Annotated in this window: 16 protein-coding genes; 11 read left to right on the forward strand and 5 right to left on the reverse strand. The window is 71.1% G+C overall.

The genetic code is table 11. From position 1 onward, the window contains the following. Positions 1-29: 29 nt before the first annotated feature. Positions 30-2,192: an autotransporter gene (locus ACFYRY_RS28360; RefSeq protein ID WP_389151481.1), complete on the reverse strand. Its 2,163-nt coding sequence runs from the start codon at positions 2,190-2,192 to the stop codon at positions 30-32. Positions 2,193-2,406: 214 nt separating this feature from the next. Between ACFYRY_RS28360 and ACFYRY_RS28365 the strand changes: the two genes are divergently transcribed. Together ACFYRY_RS28365 and ACFYRY_RS28370 are read left to right on the forward strand one after the other, a co-directional pair. After that, entirely contained in the window at positions 2,407-3,549 is a 1,143-nt protein-coding gene (locus tag ACFYRY_RS28365) for a family 43 glycosylhydrolase (RefSeq protein ID WP_389151484.1), read from the forward strand. A gap of 1 nt (position 3,550) precedes the next feature. Continuing rightward, positions 3,551-4,963 carry an RICIN domain-containing protein gene (locus ACFYRY_RS28370; protein ID WP_389151487.1) on the forward strand — a complete coding sequence of 471 codons (1,413 nt, stop codon included), beginning with the start codon at positions 3,551-3,553 and terminating at the stop codon, positions 4,961-4,963. A 12-nt stretch (positions 4,964-4,975) separates the two neighbouring features. Here ACFYRY_RS28370 and ACFYRY_RS28375 read toward each other — a convergent pair whose 3' ends face one another. Further along, positions 4,976-6,655: a rhamnogalacturonan lyase B N-terminal domain-containing protein gene (locus ACFYRY_RS28375; protein ID WP_389151490.1), complete on the reverse strand. Its 1,680-nt coding sequence runs from the start codon at positions 6,653-6,655 to the stop codon at positions 4,976-4,978. 203 nt (positions 6,656-6,858) lie between these two features. Between ACFYRY_RS28375 and ACFYRY_RS28380 the strand changes: the two genes are divergently transcribed. From ACFYRY_RS28380 to ACFYRY_RS28405, 6 genes are all read left to right on the forward strand, one after another. Then, positions 6,859-7,902: a rhamnogalacturonan acetylesterase gene (locus ACFYRY_RS28380; RefSeq protein WP_389151493.1), complete on the forward strand. Its 1,044-nt coding sequence runs from the start codon at positions 6,859-6,861 to the stop codon at positions 7,900-7,902. Positions 7,903-8,440: 538 nt separating this feature from the next. Then, the gene (locus tag ACFYRY_RS28385) at positions 8,441-10,270 is read left to right on the forward strand and encodes a sensor histidine kinase (RefSeq protein WP_389151496.1); all 1,830 of its coding nucleotides are present in this window, start codon (positions 8,441-8,443) and stop codon (positions 10,268-10,270) included. A gap of 126 nt (positions 10,271-10,396) precedes the next feature. Next, on the forward strand, positions 10,397-10,816 hold the full coding sequence (locus ACFYRY_RS28390; RefSeq protein WP_389151499.1) for a roadblock/LC7 domain-containing protein: 420 nt from the start codon (positions 10,397-10,399) through the stop codon (positions 10,814-10,816). Then, entirely contained in the window at positions 10,813-11,169 is a 357-nt protein-coding gene (locus tag ACFYRY_RS28395; protein WP_389151502.1) for a DUF742 domain-containing protein, read from the forward strand. Before ACFYRY_RS28390 ends, ACFYRY_RS28395 begins: the two co-directional genes overlap by 4 nt. Continuing rightward, on the forward strand, positions 11,150-11,767 hold the full coding sequence (locus tag ACFYRY_RS28400; RefSeq protein ID WP_389151505.1) for an ATP/GTP-binding protein: 618 nt from the start codon (positions 11,150-11,152) through the stop codon (positions 11,765-11,767). The genes ACFYRY_RS28395 and ACFYRY_RS28400 overlap by 20 nt, the downstream gene beginning before the upstream one ends. Beyond that, the gene (locus ACFYRY_RS28405) at positions 11,764-13,026 is read left to right on the forward strand and encodes a cytochrome P450 (RefSeq protein ID WP_389151508.1); all 1,263 of its coding nucleotides are present in this window, start codon (positions 11,764-11,766) and stop codon (positions 13,024-13,026) included. The genes ACFYRY_RS28400 and ACFYRY_RS28405 overlap by 4 nt, the downstream gene beginning before the upstream one ends. An 87-nt stretch (positions 13,027-13,113) precedes the next feature. Here the strand turns inward: ACFYRY_RS28405 and ACFYRY_RS28410 are convergent, their stop codons facing one another. Continuing rightward, complete coding sequence (locus ACFYRY_RS28410; RefSeq protein ID WP_389151511.1) at positions 13,114-14,340, reverse strand: cytochrome P450; 1,227 nt, start codon at positions 14,338-14,340, stop codon at positions 13,114-13,116. Between the two features lie 152 nt (positions 14,341-14,492). On the opposite strand from ACFYRY_RS28410, the gene ACFYRY_RS28415 reads away from it, so the two are divergent. Then, positions 14,493-16,199 (forward strand): DUF2264 domain-containing protein, encoded by a 1,707-nt coding sequence (locus tag ACFYRY_RS28415; protein WP_389151514.1) that lies wholly within the window; start codon positions 14,493-14,495, stop codon positions 16,197-16,199. Positions 16,200-16,203: 4 nt separating this feature from the next. Continuing rightward, complete coding sequence (locus tag ACFYRY_RS28420) at positions 16,204-18,216, forward strand: PE-PGRS family protein (protein ID WP_389151517.1); 2,013 nt, start codon at positions 16,204-16,206, stop codon at positions 18,214-18,216. A gap of 72 nt (positions 18,217-18,288) precedes the next feature. On the opposite strand, the gene ACFYRY_RS28425 is transcribed toward ACFYRY_RS28420, so the two are convergent. Further along, entirely contained in the window at positions 18,289-18,873 is a 585-nt protein-coding gene (locus tag ACFYRY_RS28425) for a TetR/AcrR family transcriptional regulator (RefSeq protein ID WP_389151520.1), read from the reverse strand. Positions 18,874-18,992: 119 nt separating this feature from the next. Beyond that, a complete protein-coding gene (locus tag ACFYRY_RS28430) occupies positions 18,993-19,922 on the reverse strand; it encodes a LysR substrate-binding domain-containing protein (protein ID WP_389151523.1) in 930 nt (309 codons plus the stop codon). Between the two features lie 81 nt (positions 19,923-20,003). On the opposite strand from ACFYRY_RS28430, the gene ACFYRY_RS28435 reads away from it, so the two are divergent. Then, the gene (locus tag ACFYRY_RS28435) at positions 20,004-20,918 is read left to right on the forward strand and encodes a serine/threonine dehydratase (protein WP_389151526.1); all 915 of its coding nucleotides are present in this window, start codon (positions 20,004-20,006) and stop codon (positions 20,916-20,918) included. Positions 20,919-20,921 lie beyond the last annotated feature (3 nt).

Here is a 20,921-nt window from a genome sequence, read left to right on the forward strand (position 1 = left end):
CCCGCGACGCCGGAATGGCGGACGGGCACTCAGTCGTGCGCCGCGTGCCGCCCGCCCCCGCCCCCGCGCCTGCCGGCCCTCCTGCGCAGGGCCGCGGGCAGCACCAGGCCGATGAGCAGCCCGAACGCCGTCACGTACGGCCACCAGCCGAGCCCGCTGCCCGCGGTGTTCGCGGTGTGCGGGTCGGCGAGAGGGGTCCCGCCGGAGGCGACCCGCGCCCGGCCGCTCGGCGACGCGGTCGCGGCAACGGCGCTGAGCACCACGTCGTTGCCGTCACCCCCGTGGTAGCTGATCCGGTACGTCGTGTCGGCGAGCCTGACCTTCGACCCCTCTTCCAGCCCACGAAACGCCCCCACGATCTTCGACCGCCCCTGGTGGTCGAGCACCGTGATCTCACGCACGGGGTCCGAAGTCGCACGCGCGGCATCTGAAGTCGCACGTGCGGATTCCGAAGTAGCACGCGCGGAACCCGTCCCGGCCGCCGACAGATCCAGCCCCCCGCTCAGCCGTACCGCTCCGGCGACCTTCAACGGCCCGTCCCGCAGGACCAGTTCGCCCTCGGGCCGCTGGGTGTAGCCGCCCGAGACCGTGATCGGTCCGGCGACCGCACCCTCGTTGGAGACGTTCCCCTGCACCGTGCCCTTGCCGGTCAGTGTGGTCGCCACCCGCAGTCCCGCCGTCCCCGTGTCCAGGCGCGCTCCGGAGGAGGTGAGCCGAATGGCCCGGCTGTGTGCGAGAGTCGCCCCGTTCCGCAGGGCGAGCGTGCCCTTGGTGACCGTCGTCGTCCCGGTGTACGTCACCGCGCTCCCGGTCAGGGTGGTGGTGGCCGCCCCCGACTGGACCAGCGCCCCGCCGCCGCCGACATGGGACAGGGAGACCGCGGTGCGGGCGTTGTGCACGACGAGCGTTCCGTCGTTCACCACCCGGCGCCGTTCGGTGCCCGTCAGCAGCGAACCGTCCCCCTGTGCCGACCCGAGCCGCAGTACCGCGCCCTTCTCCACGGTCGTCGAGCCGTCGTAGTACTGCCGGGCCGCGAAGGTCACGTCGTTCCCGCGGGTCCCCGCGATCACGATGTCCCCGGCGCCGGGCGCGGACAGCGTGTCGTGGAACCTGCCGCCGCCGATGGGGGCGCCCAGCGTCACCGGTCCGTCGTAGTCGAAGGTGAGCTTCGAGCGGGAGCGGGCCGCCAGCAGGTTGATGTAGACGGTCTCGGCGGTGCCCGGCATGAAGATCCGGTGTGTGGTGCCGTCGCCCCACTGGACGTTCGCGCCCTTGATGTTGGTGCCGCGCTTGTTGACGTTCTTCGGCGCGGGCGTCCAGTTCAGTGCGGGATCGCTCAGCGAGGGGTCGGTGTCGCCGCCCTGGTCCGACCAGCTGTACTGGCCGGTCAGCACGACCTTGCTGCCCGGCCTGGACTGGATGTTGATGTCGCTGCCGTACTCGCGCTGGTAGAAGTCCATGCCCATGGTGACCGTCCGGCCCAGAGGCGTGTCCACGGTCCAGGTGCCCTGGTTGAGGACCTTGCGCACGTTCGGCAGTGACGTCGCGAACTCGGGCCGCCCGGCGTTCACCTGGGTGCCGTTGTCGATCACCCCGGAGAAGGCGTGGGTGCCCGACAGGTCCCAGGTGCCCCACAGGAACCGGGGCTGGGTGATCAGCCCGGAGCCGCTGATGGTGCCCAGGTTGTAGGCGCTGCGCAGGGACAGCCGCAGGGTGCCGTCGACCCTGATGTTGTCCTGGTTGAGCCGGAACGCCGGTGTGTCGTAGGGGAAGTGGCCGATCAGTCCGGCCGTCCCGCCGTCGCCGTACTGCAGGGTCGCGCCGCGTTCGACGGTGATCGCCGGTGGGTCGGGGGCGGCGACGGTGACGTAGGGGTGGTTGCCGCCCGGCGTCGCCACCCGCTGCCGCTGCCGGGCCTTCGGCAGCGTGAAGTCGCTGTCCCGGGTGAGGACGAGGGTCCCGCCGCCGCGCACGGTGAGCGTGCCCTCGCCGCGGAACACCCCGTCGTAGGTCGTCGTCCCCGACGGCACGGTGACGACCGTGTCGCCGGTGAGCGTCACGTCCCGGTCCGCGAGCACGTCGGCGGTGACGTCACGGGTGCCGGCCGCTGCCGCCGGGGGAGCGGTGATGATCATGGCCACCGCGGCGAGGGCGCCGACGGCCGCTGTGGTCCTGTGGGTATGGCTGTGCACGTAGCGGAGACGGATCGGGCCCCCGGCCGATAACAGAAAACAGAAGAAGAGGTTCCGGTGCCCGAGGGTCGGCAGAAAGCGATTTCCCCTTTCCCGTCCAACCCGTTGACCTCCTCCTTCCACACCCTTACCTTTTCGGCGTTCGTCATCACAAATGATGTTCGACGTGTCGAACATCGCTCTCCGGCACCCCCACCCCCGAGAGGCAGCCCGCATGAGCCGCGACCACGACCTGCCCGGTACAGCCGATACCGCCGACATCCCCGATCCCTCCGTGTCCTCGGAGACCCCCAGCCGCAGACTGCTGCTGAAGGGAGCCCTGGCCGCGGGCGCCCTGGCGGCGGCCACCCCCGGTATCGCGCACGCCGCCCCGACCCCCAAGGCGGGCCCCTACCTGAACCCGCTCGTCCGCAACCGCGCCGACCCGCACATCCACCGACACGCCGACGGCTTCTACTACTTCACGGCCACCGCTCCCGAGTACGACCGGATCATCCTGCGCCGCTCCCGCACCCTGAACGGCCTGGCGACCGCGGCCGAGTCCGTCATCTGGACCAAGCACGCGACCGGCCCCATGGGCGCCCACATCTGGGCGCCGGAGATCCACCGCATCGGCGGCAAGTGGTACATCTACTTCGCCTCCGCGCCCGCCGAGAGCGTGTGGGACATCCGCATCTGGGTCCTGGAGAACGCCAGTCCCGACCCGTTCCGGGGCACCTGGGTGGAGCGCGGGCAGATCAAGACGGCCTGGGAGACCTTCTCCCTCGACGCCACCACCTTCACCCACCGCGGCAGCCGCTACCTCGCCTGGGCCCAGCACGAGCCCGGGCTGGACAACAACACGGCGCTGTGGCTGTCCAGGATGGCGAACCCCTGGACCCTGACGGGCCCTCAGATCCGGCTCTCCACCCCGGAGTACGACTGGGAGACCATCGGCTACAAGGTCAACGAGGGGCCGTCGGTCATCGCCCGCAACGGCCGCCTGTTCATGTCGTACTCCGCCAGCGCCACCGACTGGCACTACTGCATGGGCCTGCTGACCGCCGACGCCGACAGCGACCTGATGAACCCGGCCAGCTGGTCCAAGTCACCCACACCGGTCTTCACCAGCAACGACACCACCAAGCAGTACGGCCCCGGCCACAACTGCTTCACGGTCGCCGAGGACGGGCGCACCGACGTCCTCGTCTACCACGCCCGCCAGTACAAGGAGATCGTCGGCGACCCGCTGAACGACCCCAACCGCCACACCCGGGTCCAGAAGCTGGGCTGGAGGAGCGACGGCACCCCGGACTTCGGCATCCCCGTGGCGGACACCGCGACAGCCGCCGCCGACCCGGCCGAGGAGAGTGCGTGAGATGAGACGCGCATACGCAGCCCTGCTCGCCCTAACCCTGGCGCTGCTCGGCGCCCTCGCCACCGCCGGACCGGCCCAGGCCGCGCCCCAGACGGTGGCCAACGGCACGCAGTTCAAGGACACCTCGGGCAACCCCGTGCACGCCCACGGCGGCGGGGTCATCAAGGTCGGGACCTACTACTACTGGTTCGGCGAGAACCGCAACGCCGACAACACCTTCCGGTACGTGGACGCCTACCGCTCCACCGACCTGAAGAACTGGGAGTTCAGGAACCACGTCCTGACCCAGTCGAGCTCCTCCGAGCTGGCCACCGCCAACATCGAGCGGCCGAAGGTCATGTACAACGCGTCCACCGGCAAGTTCGTGATGTGGATGCACAAGGAGAACGGCACCGACTACAGCGAGGCCCGTGCCGCCGTCGCCGTGTCGAACACGGTCGACGGCACCTACACCTGGCAGGGCAGCTTCCGCCCGCTCGGCCAGCACATGTCCCGTGACATCACGGTCTTCGTGGACACCGACGGCGCCGGCTACATGGTCTCCGCGGCCCGCGAGAACTACGACCTGCAGATCTACCGGCTCACCGCCGACTACACCGGCATCGCGAGCCTGGTGGCCAACCCCTGGCCGGGCGGCCACCGGGAGGCACCGGCGCTGTTCAAGCGGGGCGGCGTGTACTTCATGCTCACCTCGGGCGCGACCGGCTGGAGCCCCAACCAGCAGCAGTACGCGACGGCGACCTCGCTGTCGGGTCCCTGGTCGGCCATGACCAACGTCGGCGACTCGACGGCGTACGGCTCGCAGACCGCGTACGTCCTTCCGGTGCAGGGCAGTTCGGGCACCTCGTACCTCTACCTGGGCGACCGCTGGGGCAACTCCTTCGGCGGGATCGTCAACGACTCCCGGTACGTGTGGCTGCCGCTGAGCTTCCCGAGTTCCACCTCCCTGTCCATGTCCTGGTCGCCGGAGGTCACCATCGACACGGCCGCGGGCACCGTCAGCGGCACGAGCGCCACGTACAACACGCTGATCGCCCGGCACTCCGGCCGGTGCGCCGACGTGACCAGCCAGTCGCTGTGGCCGGGCGCCCAAGTCAAGCAGTACGACTGCAACGGCGGCGGCAACCAGAAGTACTGGTTCAAGTCCGTGGGCGGCGGCTACTACCAGCTGGTGGTGCGGGGCAGCTCCCTGTGCGTGCAGGAGAACGCGAGCACGGTCACCCAGGAGAACTGCGACGCCTCGGCGACCGGCCAGCAGTGGTCGGTGACCACCAGCGGTTCGTACGTGAACCTCACGTCCCGTGCGACCGGGGAGTGTCTGGACGTGAACGGCGCGTCCACCGCCAACTCCGCCGCGATCATCACGTACACGTGCAACGGGGCAAGCAACCAGCAGTGGACGCGCGGAACATGAGGGGTGATCGGGTCAGGCCAGCAGGTCGATCGCGTCGACGGCCGTCCCCGCGCTGAGGAAGCCGGTCGTCCCCGAACCGCTCACCACGTTGATCTTCAGCACGTTGTACTGGCCGGTGTCGGTGAGCCAGGCACTCGCCGGAACGCTGTAGGTGAACGTGTGGTTGTTCCCCCGGTAGGACCCGTTGGTCAGCGACCGGGTGCTCGGCTGGGTGGGCGGCGAGGGGATGGCCGACGTCCAGGCGTCGTTGACGGTGACCTGCGGCCGGCCGTTGGCGTAGGCCGTCGTCACGCCGATCCGCAGGGTGTGCGCGGCCGCGGCCTGGGCGGCGGTGAGCTTGAAGTACACCAGCAGACCGCTGTTGACGTCCTTCCAGAGGTAGCAGGGGAAGGCCGAGGTCTCGCTGCCGCCGCCGATCACCACGTTGCCGGTCCAGGCGGCGGCCCGGGAGTCCGACGGATGCGCGTACGTCATCAGGTCGGCGTTCTTGAAGCCGCTCGGGGTGCCGGTCCAGTCGCCGATCCGCCAGATCGCGTTCGCGTTGCCCGGGTCGTTCGACGACGGGATCGTTGTCGAGTTCAGGGTGGTGGTCGCTCCCGCGGACACGGTCACCTGCGTGCTGTACACGGCCAGCTCGCTCTTGTACACGGTCAGCGTGTACGTCCCCGGCAGGACGCCCCCGATCGAGTAGTAGCCGTCCGAGGCCCGCGCCGAACCCCAGTACTGCGCGGCGGAGTTGGCGAGCCCCACCGTGTACGGGTACGCCGTGTTCCGCCCGGTGATCCCGACGCCCGCGACCCGGCCCCGGCCGCTCGCGCCGACGTACCCGGAGATGCCGAGAGAGTCCGCCCACGGGGTGGTCAGGGTGCCCGGGAACAGCGACGAGGAGGGGGCGCCGCCGTCCGTGAAGGCGATGACGTACGGACCCTGGAGGCCGAAGCGCTGCTCCTCGGTCTGGTTCTGGCCGTAGTACAGGATCTCGTACAGACCGCCGCCGTCCGCGCTCTGGTGGCGCAGCAGCGAGCGGTAGAACGGACCGCCGGAGGCCTTCTCGTGGTTGCTGCGCACGATCCACAGGCCGACCCCGCCGGCGGCCCAGCCGATGTAGTCGTAGTCCGTCACCCGGCGCTTCGAGAAGTGCTTGGAGCGGGTCTGACCGTCGGACTTCGCGAACACGTCCGAGGCCTCGATGGTGGAGTTCGTGTACGTGTAGGAGTCGGGCTCGTCGTTGAGGAACAGGCCCTTGCGTACGCGCACGATGTAGCGCGTCGCGGAGACGGAGGTGTCCGCCTTGTTGGTCCACAGGTAGATGTTGTTCTCGCCGCTGCGGGCCGCGTAGTAGTGCTTCAGCGTGCCGTGCGCGACGGAGATCAGGATCGTCGAGCCGGACTGCTTGACCGACACGGTGGAGGAGCCGAGGCCGGACTCGATGTGCGAGTTCATGCCGCCGTAGCCCTGGTACTCCACGCCTCGGTAGACGAGAGAGGTCAGGTCGCCGTTGGTCTTGCTGACCTTGAAGACGAGGTTTGCGCCGGTGTCGACGACGTAGTTGGAGCCGTCGTCGGTGTAGCCGAAGGCCGCGGCGGACGCGGCGGTGGCGAGGGGGCCCGACAGTGCGGCGGAGCCGGCGGCCGCCGCGGAGCCGAGCACGAAGGCGCGGCGTCGGACCGGTCTGTTCGCGGATCCGGACATGTGGGGGTGCCTCCTTCGGGAGGTGGGGGGGTGCGGATGATGGGTCAGAGTGACAGTTGAATCGATTTCGCGAAAGGGCTTTCGCTCGTGGGAGGTTGGCAATCTTGTGAAATCCGTTCAAGGTCTAGAAAGCGCTTGCCAGTAGCGGTACGGTCCAGCCGCCAGGCCTAGTCGCCCCGTCGCGGGACTGCCGGAGGAGCCGTATGAGACGTTTCAACCTCGCCGTACTGGCGGCGCTGACACTGAGCGCCGGCCTGACCGCCGTACCGGCCCAGGCGCATGCCGGTCAGCGTCCCCTGGGCATCGAGAACTGCACCGCCACCGCCTGCCACTTCGACGTGGCACCCGGCACCTACGACGTCACGGTCCTCCTCGGCGGCACCGCCGGGTCGAGCACGAGCGTCAGCGGTGAGACCCGGCGCGCGCTGCTCCCCGAGACCCCGGTGCCCGCCGGTGAGCGGGCCGCCCGCAGCTTCACCGTGGACGTCCGCACCCCCGAGGGCGAGCCGACCGGCCCGGCGGGCTCGGCCGGCCTCGACCTCACGCTCGGCGGTTCGGCGCCCGCCCTCGCCGGCATCCGCGTCACCCCGGCCCGGCACGCCCGCCAGGTCTTCCTGGTCGGCGACTCCACGGTCTGCGACCAGCCCGCCGAGCCCTACACCGGCTGGGGTCAGCAACTGCCGCGGTACTTCCGCAAGGGCCTGTCCGTCGCCAACTACGCGGATTCCGGGGAGAGTACGGTGACATATCTGGGGAACCCCCAGTTGTGGGCCACCGTCCAACCCCGGATCCGGCGCGGTGACCTGGTCCTCGTCCAGCTCGCCCACAACGACAAGACCACCGACGAGGCGACCTACCGGGCGAACCTGGAGACGCTGGTCGCGGGAGTACGGGAGAAGGGCGGCACGCCCGTCCTCGTCACCCCGATCGTGCGACGCTGGTTCAACGCCGACGGCACGCTGAACAACGACACCGCCCTGCTGGTCAACGGCCTCGGCGTGAACCATCCCGAGGTGGTCCGCTCGGTCGCCGCCGCCGAGGACGTGCCGCTGATCGACCTGACGGCGCGGACGAAGGCGGTCGTGGAGTCCCTGGGCGTCGAGGGCTCCAAGGCGCTGTACCTCTACAACGAGAAACGGGACAACACGCACACCTCCACCCAGGGCGCCACGGTCTACGCGGGCCTGGTCCGCGACGCGCTCGTCGCGGACCACCTGGTGCCGAAGCGCCTGGTACGGGTGGGATGAGCGCCTGGGGCGCCCCGACCGGAACCGGGGCGCCCCAGGTCTGCCTTCCGGCACGGGCCACCACTTCCCGGACGCACCGGCCCGCGCTCTCTCTCGCCGCACCGGACCCGTCCCCCCGGGCCGACAGTGGCAACTCCCTTATGCGGTACTGTCGTCCCGCGTCCCACCGGGCGTACTGTCCCTAAGTTGGCCGGAATCAATCCCTCTGCCGTTGCCGACGCGGAGAAATGGCCGAATTGTACTGCTCGTTGACGTGTAGCAAGGACGTACCGGCAGGCATTCGCAGCGATCAGGGGCCTGGAAGGGCTGTTTGCGGGCGCTACCACATCGTGCGTCATCGTGTCGTCGGGGCGGTGGGTTCACGACGAAGTTGTGTCCGTAGCAGACTCGGTGGCCGGCCAGATCTCGAAACGCGGACGGATGACTAGCATGAAGCCCTAGCCATCGGACGATCACCTTCCCCCGGCGATCTCCTGCTGTCGAGCCGCCGCTGTTCGGGCGCTCCGTTTTCCTGCCGCAAAGGACCGAGGACTGCTGCATGTCAGTGCCGTCACCGCTCAGCCACCCCAGGTCAGCAAAGGCGTCCGACGCCTCGCCGGTCGCGCCCCTGGTCGCGCTGGTGGTGAGCGCCGTGGCGGCGGGGGCGGCGGTCGCGGCCGCGCCCGCGAACGCCCGCACCTGGACGGTGACCGTGGCTCTGGGCGCCTGGTTGTGCGTGGCGGCCACCGTTGTCGTCAGTACCTCGCTGCTCCGTCGTTCCCGCCGGTCCGTCGCCGCGCAGACAGCCGAAGTCGACGTGCTGCGAAGCCAGTTGGCGCAGCAGGTGGCCGCGTTCGCGCAGCTGATGAACGTGACCCTGCCCGCGGTCGCGGAGCGGCTTCGGGAGGGAGCGAGCACGAGCGAGGCGTTGACCAACGTGACGCAGCCGTCCGATCCACAGCTGCGGAAGATCATGCATGCCTTCGCCTCCGTGGTCGAGTCGGACGTGAAGAGTGCCACCGCGCTGGACAACGAACGGCGGCAGGCCCGGCACGAACTGGCGCAGGTCGTCGCCGAGTCGGAACGGCTGACGAAGGAGACCCTGCCCGCCGCGATCAGCCGCCTTCGGGAAGGCAGCTCCGGCGACACCGTCCTCGCTGAACTCGCCTGGCCGCAGATCCCTCTGCTCCGCGGTCCAGCGGAATCGTTCATTCGCGAACTCGCCCACAGCGAACGGCGGGCGGCCGCCGCGCAGGCCGCCTCGGCGAAGGCCTTGAGCCGGGTGCAGGCCAAGGCGGTCAGCATGCTCGCCGACCTGCGCGAGATGCAGGAGCGGCACGGCGAAGAGGTCTTCGGCGACCTGCTGAAACTGGATCACAGCACCTCGCAGCTGGGCCTGATGACCGACCGGCTCGCGCTGCTCATGGGCGGCCGTTCCAGCCGCGCGTGGAACAAGCCGATCGTGATGGAGAGCATCCTGCGAGGCGCGGTCGGCCGGATCGCCGCATACCGGCGGGTACGGCTGCACTGCTCGACGAACGCCGCGATCTCCGGGTACGCCGCCGAAGGCGCCATGCATCTGATCGCCGAACTGGTGGACAACGCCGCCAACTTCTCGCCGCCGATCGACGAGGTCCACGTGTACCTCGAGGAGCGCAGCGCGGGAATCGTCGTCACGATCGAGGACAGCGGCCTGAAGATGTCCGACGCGGCCTTGCGGCGTGCCGAGGAGTCGGTGGCCGGGCGGATGACGGACCTCGCCTCGTTGCAGGGCACCCGGCTCGGTCTGGCCGTGGTCGGGAGGCTGGCCGTCAAGTACGGCATCAGCGTCAACTACCGGCCGTCGTCACGCGGCGGAACCGGCGTCGTCGTACTCCTTCCCCCGCAGCTGCTCGCCCAGCAGCACGACGCCGCGCCGCGGCAGACCGTCCCCCGTCCCGCCCCGGTCGCGGCGCCCGCACGTGCCGCCCAGCCCGCGCCCGCCGCCCAGCCCGAGCCCGCCGACACCGACCGGCCCGCGGCGGCCGCACAGCCTGTCGCACCGCCCATCGCTGCCGCGCGGCCCGCTGCCGGGACGGACCCCACCGAGCAGGGGGCGCACCACCGTCCCGCGGACTCCACCCCGAACGGTCTGCCCGTGCGAGCCCCCGGCCGGACCATGGCCCAGGCCGAGACCGAGCGGCAGCGCCGCAGGGACACGGCCGACGCCGCCGCACCGGACCAGACACCGGACCCCACACCGGCGGACCCGACGTTGCCCCAGCGACGTACGGCGAGGCGCGACGCGGGTTCACTCTTCGGCGCCTTCCATCGCGGACGCCAGTCCGACACCGGATCGTGGGCCCGCCCCGACACCGACCACGCACCCGAGCCGCCGACCGGCCCGTAGGCCCCACGCCTCTCCCGTAGGGCGCTCGGGGCCCCGGCGCGCCCACGCCCCCCCGCTCGACTTCCTGAGGATCGGAGGAACGGGCCGGTAACCCGACAGCCGGGCCTTACCGTCCCATCACCCACCATGCAGACCACAGACAACAGCCTCACCTGGCTCCTCAACAGCCTTCTGGAGCGCACCCCCGGCACGCGACACGCGCTGGTGCTGTCCCGGGACGGCCTGAAGCTGTGCTGGAGCGAACACCTGACGCTGGACCAGGCCGACCAGCTGGCGGCGCTCTGCTCGGGAATACAGGCCCTCGCCCACGGCGCGTCCGTGGAGTTCGGAGACGGAACCGGCGGTGTCCGGCACTCCATGACGGAGTTCCACGGCGGCCTGCTCTTCATCGTCGAGGCCGGCGCGGGGGCGCATCTGGCGGTCGTCGCCGAGGAGAACGCCGACCCCGGGGTGGTGGGCCACCAGATGACCGAACTGGTCGAGCAGATCGGCGAGCACCTGCGGGCCGAGCCCCGCCCGGCGCCTCAGGCAGGCACCACGTCGTGATGCGCAGGCCCGTGGACATCGGTGATCCCGACCGGCTCTACACCGTCACGGGCGGACGCAGCCGTGCCGACGACCCGTTCGATCTGGTCACCCTCGTGGTCAGTGAGTGCGAACCGTCCCCCGGGATGCAGTCGGAGCACGCCCGGATCCTCGACCTGTGCCGGCACCCGACAGCCGTCGTCGAGATCGCCGCGGAGATGAAGCTGCCGATCACGGTGGTCCGCATCCTGCTCGGCGACCTCCTCACCACGGGCCACATCACCGCCCGCCACCCGCGCGCGGCAAAGTCCGTCGCATCCCTCCCCGACTCCGCACTGCTCCAGGAGGTGCTCCATGGGCTCCGCCATCTCTGAGCGTCCGTCCCGTCCGACGCCCCTGGCCGACGCCGCCGAAACCGGACTGAAGATCGTCATCGTGGGCGGGTTCGGAGTGGGCAAGACGACCCTGGTCCGCTCGGTCAGCGACATCCGCCCGCTCAACACCGAAGAGGTGATGACCGACGCCGGTGTCGGCGTCGACGAGACGAACGCGGTGGCGACGAAGACCACCACCACGGTCGCCTTCGACTTCGGGCGGATCAGCCTCAACGAGCGCATGGTCCTCTACCTCTTCGGCGCCCCGGGGCAGGAGCGCTTCTGGTTCCTGTGGGACCGGCTCTTCTCCGGAACCCTCGGAGCGGTCGTCCTGGTCGACACGCGCCGGATGGACGATTCCTGGTACGCGATCGACCGGCTGGAACACCACCGGACGCCGTTCGTGGTGGCCGTCAACCGCTTCGACGACGACCCCTCCCGGTACTCCCTGGAGGAGATCCGCCAGGCCCTCGCCCTGCCCGGACACGTGCCGCTGATCGACTGCGACGCGCGGGTCAGGTCCTCCGGCAAGGACGTTCTGATCACCCTCGTGAACCACCTCCACGAACTGGCCATGACCCGGGAGATGACACCGTGACCGATACCGGAGCGCCCTGGCCGGACGCGGCCGCACCCGGCTGCCCGGCCCACGCGGGCGCGGTGCGGCTCGGCGGCCTGGAATACCAGCAGACACCGTCGCAGCTGTACCGCACCCTGCGCAGGGAGCACGGCACGGTGTCGCCCGTGCTGCTCGACGGGGACATCCCCGCCTGGCTCGTCCTCGGCTACTCCGAGGTCAGCTATGTGACGGCCCACGACGAGCTGTTCGCGCGGGACTCGCGGCGCTGGAACCAGTGGGAGAACATCCCCCCGGACTGGCCGCTGATGCCGTTCGTCGGATACCAGCCGTCGGTGCTGTTCGCCGAGGGCGCCGAGCACCAGCGGCGGGCCGGGGTGATCACCGAGGCGCTGGAGGGCGTCGACCAGTTCGAACTGGGCCGGGAGTGCCAGCAGATCGCCGACCGGCTCATCACCTCGTTCGCGGGCAGCGGCGAGGCGGAACTGATGAGCGCCTACGCGCACGCCCTGGCGATGCGGGCCGCGGTCCAGATGTGCGGGATGCCGCACACCGGTACGGACACCCAACAACTCGTGGACGACCTGCGGATCTCCCTCGACGCGGCGGAGGGCGACGACCCGGTGGCCGCGTACGGGCGGGTGGGGGAGCGGATCCAGCAGCTGGTGAAGGAGAAGCGGGAGAACCCCGGACCGGACGTCACCTCGCGGATGCTGCGGCATCCGGCCGGGCTGAGTGACGAGGAGGTCATCCAGGACCTGATCTCCGTCATCGCCGCGGCACAGCAGCCGACGGCCAACTGGATCTGTAACACGCTCCGGCTGCTGCTCACCGACGAACGTTTCGCGCTGAACGTCTCGGGCGGCCGGCTCAGCGTGGGCGAGGCGCTGAACGAGGTGCTGTGGCTCGACACGCCGACGCAGAACTTCATCGGCCGCTGGGCCGTGCGCGACACCCAGCTCGGCGGACGGCAGATCAGGGCGGGCGACTGTCTCGTGCTGGGGCTCGCCGCGGCCAACACCGATCCGCAGATCTGGCCCGACGGGCATGTCGGTGCGGAGAACGCCGCGCACCTGTCGTTCAGCAACGGCGAGCACCGCTGCCCCTACCCGGCCCCGCTGCTCGCCGATGTCATCGCCCGCACGGCGGTCGAGACCCTGCTGGAGCGGCTGCCCGACCTGGTCCTCGCGGTGGAGCCGGAGGAGCTGGCCTGGCGCCCGTCCGTCTGGATGCGCGGCCTGACCGCGCTGCCGGTGCGGTTCACGCCGGTGGTCCAGTAGCACCCCGTACGGCCAAGGGCGGGCGGGCCCTGGCAGGGACCGCGGGCGTCGGGTGGACCGCGGCCCGCCGTCCGTACCGGCGGCGGGTCAGCCCGTGACGGGCGTGAACCGCACCGGCAGGGACTGCGGGCCCCGGGTGAAGACGCCCTGTTCCACGGGGTCGAAGCCGTCGGCGAACCGCAGGTCGGGCATGGCGTCCAGGAGCTGGCCGACACCGATCTCGACCTCGGCCTTGGCGAGCAGGGCCCCCACGCAGAAGTGCCGGCCGAGCGCGAAGGCAAGGTGGTCGGCGGCGGCCGAGAAGGCGGTCGCCGTCGTCAGGTCGTCGCGGAAGATGTCGAAGCGGTCCGGGTCCTGGTAGCGGTCGCCGTCCCGGTTGGCGGCGCCGATCAGGCAGGTGACGGTGGCTCCCGCCGGTATGGTTCCGCCGCTGAGCGCGACCTCGTTCGCCGACTGACGCATGATCATGTGGACGGGCGGTGTGTAGCGCAGCGTCTCGGCGAAGGCGCGCGCTATCAGGCCGCGGTCCTCCCGAACGGCCGCCAGTTGCTCCGGGTGCGCCAGGAGGTTCGCGAAGATGCTGGCGATCGCCTTGTCGGTGGTCTCGCCGCCCGCGGCGAGCAGCAGACTGCAGAAGGCCTTGATGTCCTCGTCGCTCATCCGCACACCGTCGACCTCGGCGGCGCACAGCGTGGACAGCAGGTCGTCACCGAGGCTGTCACGGCGCTCCCGGATGATCGGCACCATGTACTCGGCGAACTCCACCCGGGTCCGCTCGCCCGCCGCGGCCACCTCCGCATCGCCCGACAGGTTGCCGAGGAAGGCGATGACCGAGGTGTACCAGCGGTGGAACCGGGCGTGGTCGGCCTTGCTGAGGCCCAGCATGTCCGCGATCACATGGACGGGGAAGCGGGTCGCGTAGTCGGTGACCAGGTCGGCGGACCCGGTGTGCCGGAACGCGTCGATGAGGTCACGGGAGTTGCGCTCGATCACCGGCAGGAACTTCTCTTGCAGGTCGCTGCCGCGGAAGGCCGGGGCGACCAGCGCGCGTCGCACGGCGTGCTCCCGCCCGCTGAGCTGGAGGATCGTCTTGCCGTGTACGGGCTCGAGCTGCCAGTCGTAGTTGTCGGTGGTGAACTCGCCTGCCTTGTCCTTGAAGACGCGCTCCACGTCCGCGTAGCGCGAGATGATGTAGCTCTCGGTGGCCTGGTGCCAGATCAGCGGGGCGTCCTCGCGCATCACCCGGTAGGCCGGGTACGGATCCGCTGCGAACTCTTGCGAGAGGATGTCGGGGATCTGCTGCGCGGTGGACATGGGAACTCCCTGAAATCAGCAACCGGCCTACCGCGCAAGGCTATTTCATCCATGTCCGGGCCAGGGGAGTGGCAGCCGGTGCGGCTCTGGTGAAGGATCACGTTCTGAGAAGCTGATCCGCTGACCGGCTCGCCCGCTGAGAAAGAGACACGATGCAGCTCCCTCCCGACGACCGCTCCGTCAGCCCGCGCACCGGCTACACGCGCGCCCACTGGGAGTCCGCCGCCGACGCCCTGCTGGCCGCCGTCGAGCCGTACGCCACCGAGGACCGCGCCCTCTACCACTTCCCCGGGGACCGTGAGAGCTGGTCCGGCACCCTCTCCGACGGCCTGGAGGGCTACGCGCGGACCCTGCTGCTGGCAGCCTTCCGCCGGGACGAGACGGCGCTGCAGCGGTACGCCGACGGACTCGCGGCCGGGGTGTCCGGGGTCTGGCCCCGCATCGAGGACCGTTCCCAGCCCCTGGTCGAGGCCGCGTCGATCGCCCTCGCGCTCCGGCTCACCCGGCAGTCGCTGTGGGACCGCCTCGACGACGGCGTACGGCAGCGGGCGGCGGCCTGGCTCGGCGACGCGCTGACCGCCGAACCCTGGCCCTGCAACTGGGAGTTGTTCCCGGTCACGGTCGGCGGCTTCCTCGCGGAGATCGGCCACCGACCCGAATCCGCCCGCCAGGCCGTCGACCGGGGCCTGGAACGCATCGAGCAGTGGTACGTCGGCGACGGCTGGTACACGGACGGCGACGGCCGCAAGTTCGACTACTACAACGGCTGGGCCATGCACCTGTACCCGGTGCTGCACGCCTGGCTCGCGAACGACACCACGCTGCTCGACCTCTACGGCGGCCGTCTGGAACGTCATCTCGCCGACTACGCCCGCCTGTTCGGCGGCGACGGCGCCCCCATGCACCAGGGCCGCTCGCTGACGTACCGCTTCGCGACGACGGCCCCGCTGTGGCTCGGCGCGCTGACCGGCCGTACGCCGCTGGCACCCGGACAGACCCGCCGGCTGGCCTCCGGAGCGCTCCAGTATTTCCTGGACCGCGGCGCGGTCGACGAGCGCGGCCTGCTGACCCTCGGCTGGCACGGCCCCGACCCGGCCGTGCTGCAGGGCTACTCGGGCCCCGCCTCCCCGTACTGGGCGAGCAAGGGCTTCCTCGGGCTGCTGCTGCCGCCGGACCACCCGGTGTGGACGGCCCCCGAGGAACCGGGCCCGGTCGAGCGGGAGGACGCGGTGACGTCCCTCGCACCGCCCAACTGGCTGCTGCAGTCCACGCGTTCGGACGGGCTCGTCCGCCTGCACAACCACGGCAGCGAGGACGTCCGCTACGACCCGTACTACACACGCCTCGCGTACTCGACGGTGACGACGCCCGCACCGTCGTACGACAACAGCGTGTTCCTCGGGGACGATCCGAGCCGAACCGGGATCGAGCCGCTGGGAGTCGGGGACGGGTGGGTGGCGTCCCGGCACACCGCCGGTGGGGGAGCGGGGGTGACGAGCGTCGTGCTGGCGCAAGGGGCCGTGGAAGTACGCGTGCACCTGGTGGCGGGGGCGGCGCCGGGGACGCCGGTGCGGCTCACGGGGTGGGCGGCCGGTGAGGGCGTGCGGGCGGATCTGGAGCCCGTCGTCGGCCTCGACGAGCAACTCGCGGGCGTCACGGGGGACGGCGCCACGCTCTTCGTCGCGCTGGCCCGCCTCACCGCCGAACCGGACCCGCGCCCGCTGGCGGAGACGGTGGCGGTACGGGCGGACGACGCGGGCGAGTTGACGGTCCGCTGGAGCGAGGGGGACGAGGTGCGGATCCGACTTGACGACTCCGGAGCGCATGTCCAGGCCTGCGCGGCCCGTCGGGCGGGATGAGCTCGTGGCGAGTCGGAGAGACGAGACGTTCGATCTGTTGCGACGGGCCGGGCTGGAGATCGCCGGTGACTGGCGCACCGAGGAGGTACTACCGCCGTCGATGGCGTTCCGGCGGGTGATCGGGTTCGAGACCGAGCCGACCGCGACCGTCCGGACCGACCTGCCCGATCTGGTCGACTCCGTCAACCGGGAGTGGCACCGGCTGGCGACCGACGCCGGGGTCCTCGACGGGGACGGCGTGTTCCTGATCAGCGTCGCCGGCACGTGCTCGTGCGGTACGCCCGCCACCTGGACCCGGGTCAGGCTCACCGCCGACTGGGACCTTGCCGGAGTGCTGGGCGAGCGGCCCGGGCAGCCGGAGCTCGTCACGCTGTCGCTCGACGGTGATGCCCTGGTGGCCGCCACGGTCGAGGAGTACGACGTGTGGCTGATCGCCGAGGACCGGATCAAGCAGCGGCAGGAGGCGGCGGCGCGGGCGGCGGCCCGGGAGACACCTGAGGAAGGGGCGGCTGCCTGGCGCTCGCTCTTCGAAGCACCAGGACCGACTCAGAAGCTGCTGGACGCGTGGGCTCGCGGGTTCTCGCGCAACTCGGTGACCCCGGACGACCTGCGCGTCCGACTGCTGCACAGGTCCCCCCACGCCATGTACCGCCCGATGCCGACGGCGGTCGTGGACGCGGTTCTGGCCGACCCGGACTGGAAGCGCCGGGAGTTCGCCGCCGAGGCCCAGCCGAACATCACCCCCGACCAGTGGGCCCGGCTGATCCTCGGCGAACGGGACGAGCGCCGCCGGTGGAGCCTCGTGATGGTGGCCGCGGATCGGTGGGCCGAGCTCACCGAGGACACCTACCGGAAGCTCGCCGCCGATCCCTCCGCCCGCGTCCGTTCGGAGACCGCCCGCCTCAAGGGTCTGCCCCCGTCCCTGGCGCGGACCCTGGCCGCCGACCCCGACGGCGGCGTGCGGGCCGCGGTCTGTGAGCAGGCCTGGCCGCACCTCGACGCCCCGGCACGCGAGGCGCTCCTGACCGACCCGCACGACACGGTGCGGTCGCGGGCCCTGCTGCTGCACCACCAGCAACACCCCATGCCCCGCTCGGTGTACGAAGCGCAGAACCTCAAGACGGACGTGCTGGAGACGTGCCGCCTGGCGCGCGAACTCGCCGCGCACCTGGCACGGCACGGTGAACCGGCCGAGCGTCGCTCCCTCGCCGCCAACCCCCGCCTGGACCCGGACCTGGTCGAACTCCTCGCCGCGGACCCGGACGCCGGGGTCCGATACGCGGTGTCGATCCGCGCCGACCTCACGGAGGAACAACGCGCCCGCATCCCCATCGACTTCGCACCGCACGCGCGCGCCCACACCCTGGCGTGGGTCAAGGAACTGCACCATGACGACGAGGCCATGCGTCGTCTGGCCGCCTCCTCCCACCCCCTCGTCCGTAGGAGCGTCGCCCGGGCCCGGCGACTGCCGCCGGACGTCGTCGCCCTCCTCGCCCGCGACGAGGACCGGATCGTCCAGCTCTTCCTCGCCGAATCCTGCGACGACGCCCCCGCGGACATGCTCATGGCGGTGTGGCAGTGGTGGGACGGCAGCCTCACCGTCCCCGACCGCCCGCGCGGCCACCCGAACTTCCCCCGCCACGACCTGCTGCGGTACGCCGACGACCCGAACCCCCGCATGCGCAGGCTGGCCCCGGACGACCCGGAGTCGACGCCCGAACTGGTGGCGCGGCTCAGCCGGGACCCGAGCGCGGAGGTGCGGTACCGCGCCGCGACCGACCCGCGACTGCCCGCCGAGTGTGTGGTCCTCCTGCTGGAGGACCCGCACGACCACATACGCGGGGCAGCCGCCCGCCACCCCAACCTGCCGGTTCGTGTGCTGGTCCGGCTGCTGCGGGAGACGGGCAGTGCAGAGGAGGTGGCCCAGAATCCGGGGCTGCCCGTCGAGGTCGTACGCCGGATGACCGAGCGGATGAGCCCTCCCGGGGGCTCTGCGGCCTCTGTGGTCAGGGGGTGAGGCGGGCCGTGCGCGGGCTCGTCGAGGTCGGGCAGGCCCCGGCGAGGGGGTCGTAGGCGGTGGAGCTGTTTCTCAGCCGCGCTTCTTCGACTCGCCGGGCCAGTGTTCGAGCGCGATGTGCAGCGCGTCGATCGCCCTGTCCCAGGACGCCCGGACGTCCCGGGGCGCGCCGAAGCCCCCGGTGGACTCCAGGGCGCAGTAGCCGTGGAAGGTGGCCCGCAGCAGGCGTACGGCGTCGGTGAGGTCGGGCTCGTCGAGGCCGTAGGCGCGCAGCATGCCGTACGTGATCTCGGCGGTGCGGCGCAGGGCGGGCGAGTCGGCGACGAGGGACTGGTCGATGCGGATCTGGGTGGCCGCGTAGCGCCCGGGGTGCGCGAGCGCGTACTCCCGGTACGCACCGGCGAAGGCGACGAGCGCTTCCTTGCCGGACCGCCCCGCGACGGCCAGGGCGATCCGGTCGATCATCTCGCCCCCGGCCAGCAGGGCGAGCCGGGTGCGCAGATCCTGGAGGTTCTTGACATGCGAGTACAGGCTCGCGTCCTTCACCCCGAAGTGCCGGGCGAGGGCGGAGAGACTGACGTGGTCGAAGCCGACCTCGTCGGCGAGTTCGGCGGCGGCCGCGGTGACGCGGTCGGGGGTGAGGCCGGCTCGGGGCATGGGTACCTCGGGACTGGATGGTTTCCTAGGGGCTCTAGGTTACGTCCTGGGAGGCCCTTGTGCGGGCGCCTTTCCTGAGGGAAGTTCTCCTTGACCTGCCTTGTCACCGACCTGCTTTGTCACCCGTGCCGGGAAAGGGCGTCCGCGGCGGTGTGGAGGAAGGAGGTGAGTTCCCGGACGAGGGTGGTCGGCCGGCGGCGGTGCACGATGCTGATCTCGCGGGCCGGAGCGAGCCCGCGCAGACCGTGGACCGAGACCCGGGAGCGGTCGGCACCGGCGAGCAGGCTTTCGGGGACGAGCGCGACCCCCAGTCCCGCGCCGACCAGTTCCAGGATGACGTGGTAGTCGGCGGACGCGTAGGCGACGTGGGGCTCGACACCTGCCTGGCGGCCGATCGTTTCCAGGCAGGTCCTGTTCGGGATGCCCGGCGCACCGGAGATCCACGTCTCGTTCTTGAGCCGACTGAGGCTGATGCCGCGGTGACCGGCGCCCTGGGCGAGCCGGTGGTCGGCAGGCAGTACCAGTCGAAGCGGGTCGTCGAGCAGCGTCCGTCGGTCGAGCCCTGGGTGGGGTGTCGGTGCCACGCCGGGGTAGCGGTGGGTGATCAGCACGTCGAGGTCGTTCGACGTCACCAGTCCGTAGCCTTCGGGCGGTTCGATGTCGATGAGCGACAACTCGGCCCGGGGATACCTGCGTTGGAGCGCGGCCAGCGCCGTCGGCACCAGCACCTGCGCCGCGGTGGCGAAGGAGCCCAGCGCGAGGCGCTGCGGTTGGGCCCCCATCGCGGCGTCGACCGCGGCGCGTGCCTGCCGGAGCTCTCCGATCACACGCTCCGCGTGGTCCACCAGGACGGCGCCGACCGGGGTCAGGGTGACGCCGGTCGGGTGGCGTTCCAGCAGACGGGTGCCGAGTTCCGTCTCCAGCTTGGAGAGCTGCTGCGAGAGCGCCGAGGGCGTGAACGACAGATTGCGCGCCGCCTCGGCGATGGAGGCGGCGTGTGCCACCTCCATCAGGACCCGCAGGCGGTTGACGTCCAACTCTCGTGCCATGCGTCCATCGTAAGCATCACTAACGGCGGCTTACCGATCGTTGCTGGCGCTAATGGGGATGTCACGTGAAGCATGGACCCCATGAACAGTCCGACTCACATGTTTTCGGCCACCGATGTGCACGCGGCAGCCGACAGGATCCGTCCCTACGCCCGTCGTACGCCGCTGCTGGATCTGGAGATCGGCGACCGGCGCGTCCTGCTGAAGCTGGAGTACCTCCAGCGCAGTGGCTCGTTCAAGCTGCGCGGCGCGCTCAACGCGATGCTCTCCGGGCCTCTGGACGACCATGTCGTGGCCGCGTCCGGCGGTAACCACGGCCTGGCGGTCGCGACGGCCGCGTCGCTGCTCGGCGTGTCCGCGACGGTCTATGTGCCCAGGACGGTTCCGGCGGCGAAGGCACGCCGCATCGAGGCCGCCGGTGCGCGGCTCGTCCGGCACGGCGCCACCTTCGCCGAGGCTGCCTCGGCGGGATCGGATGCCGCGGCCCGGCCGGGCCATCGGTTCCTCCACCCCTATGACGATCCGGCCGTCGTCGCGGGGCAGGGAACCGTGGCGGCCGAGATCCTGGCCGACGCGCCCGGTGTCGACGCGATCGCGGCGGCGGTCGGCGGTGGCGGGCTGGCGGCCGGTACGGCACTCGCGAGCGCCGGGCGCCGCGTCGTCGCCGTCGAGCCGGAGCACTGCCGCTGCCTGCACGACGCGCTCGCCGCGGGAGAGCCGGTGGACTCGGCCGTGGACTCCGTCGCCGCCTCCGCGACCGGCGCGAGCCGGGTCGGTGAGGTCCCTTTCGCCGTCCTGGCCGCACACGACGTGTCGTCCGTGCTGGTCGACGATGAGCAGATCATGCGGGCCCGCGACCTGCTGTGGGAGGAGTGCCGGATCGCGGTGGAACCTGCCGCGGCCCTCCCGTTCGCCGCGTGGCTGGCCGGCCGGGTTCCCGGGGACCTGCCGTGCCTGATCGTCTGCGGCGCGAACGCCGACTGGGCCCCCGAGTGACGG

The organism is Streptomyces sp. NPDC005263 (genome assembly GCF_042872365.1).
GTDB lineage: Bacteria > Actinomycetota > Actinomycetes > Streptomycetales > Streptomycetaceae > Streptomyces.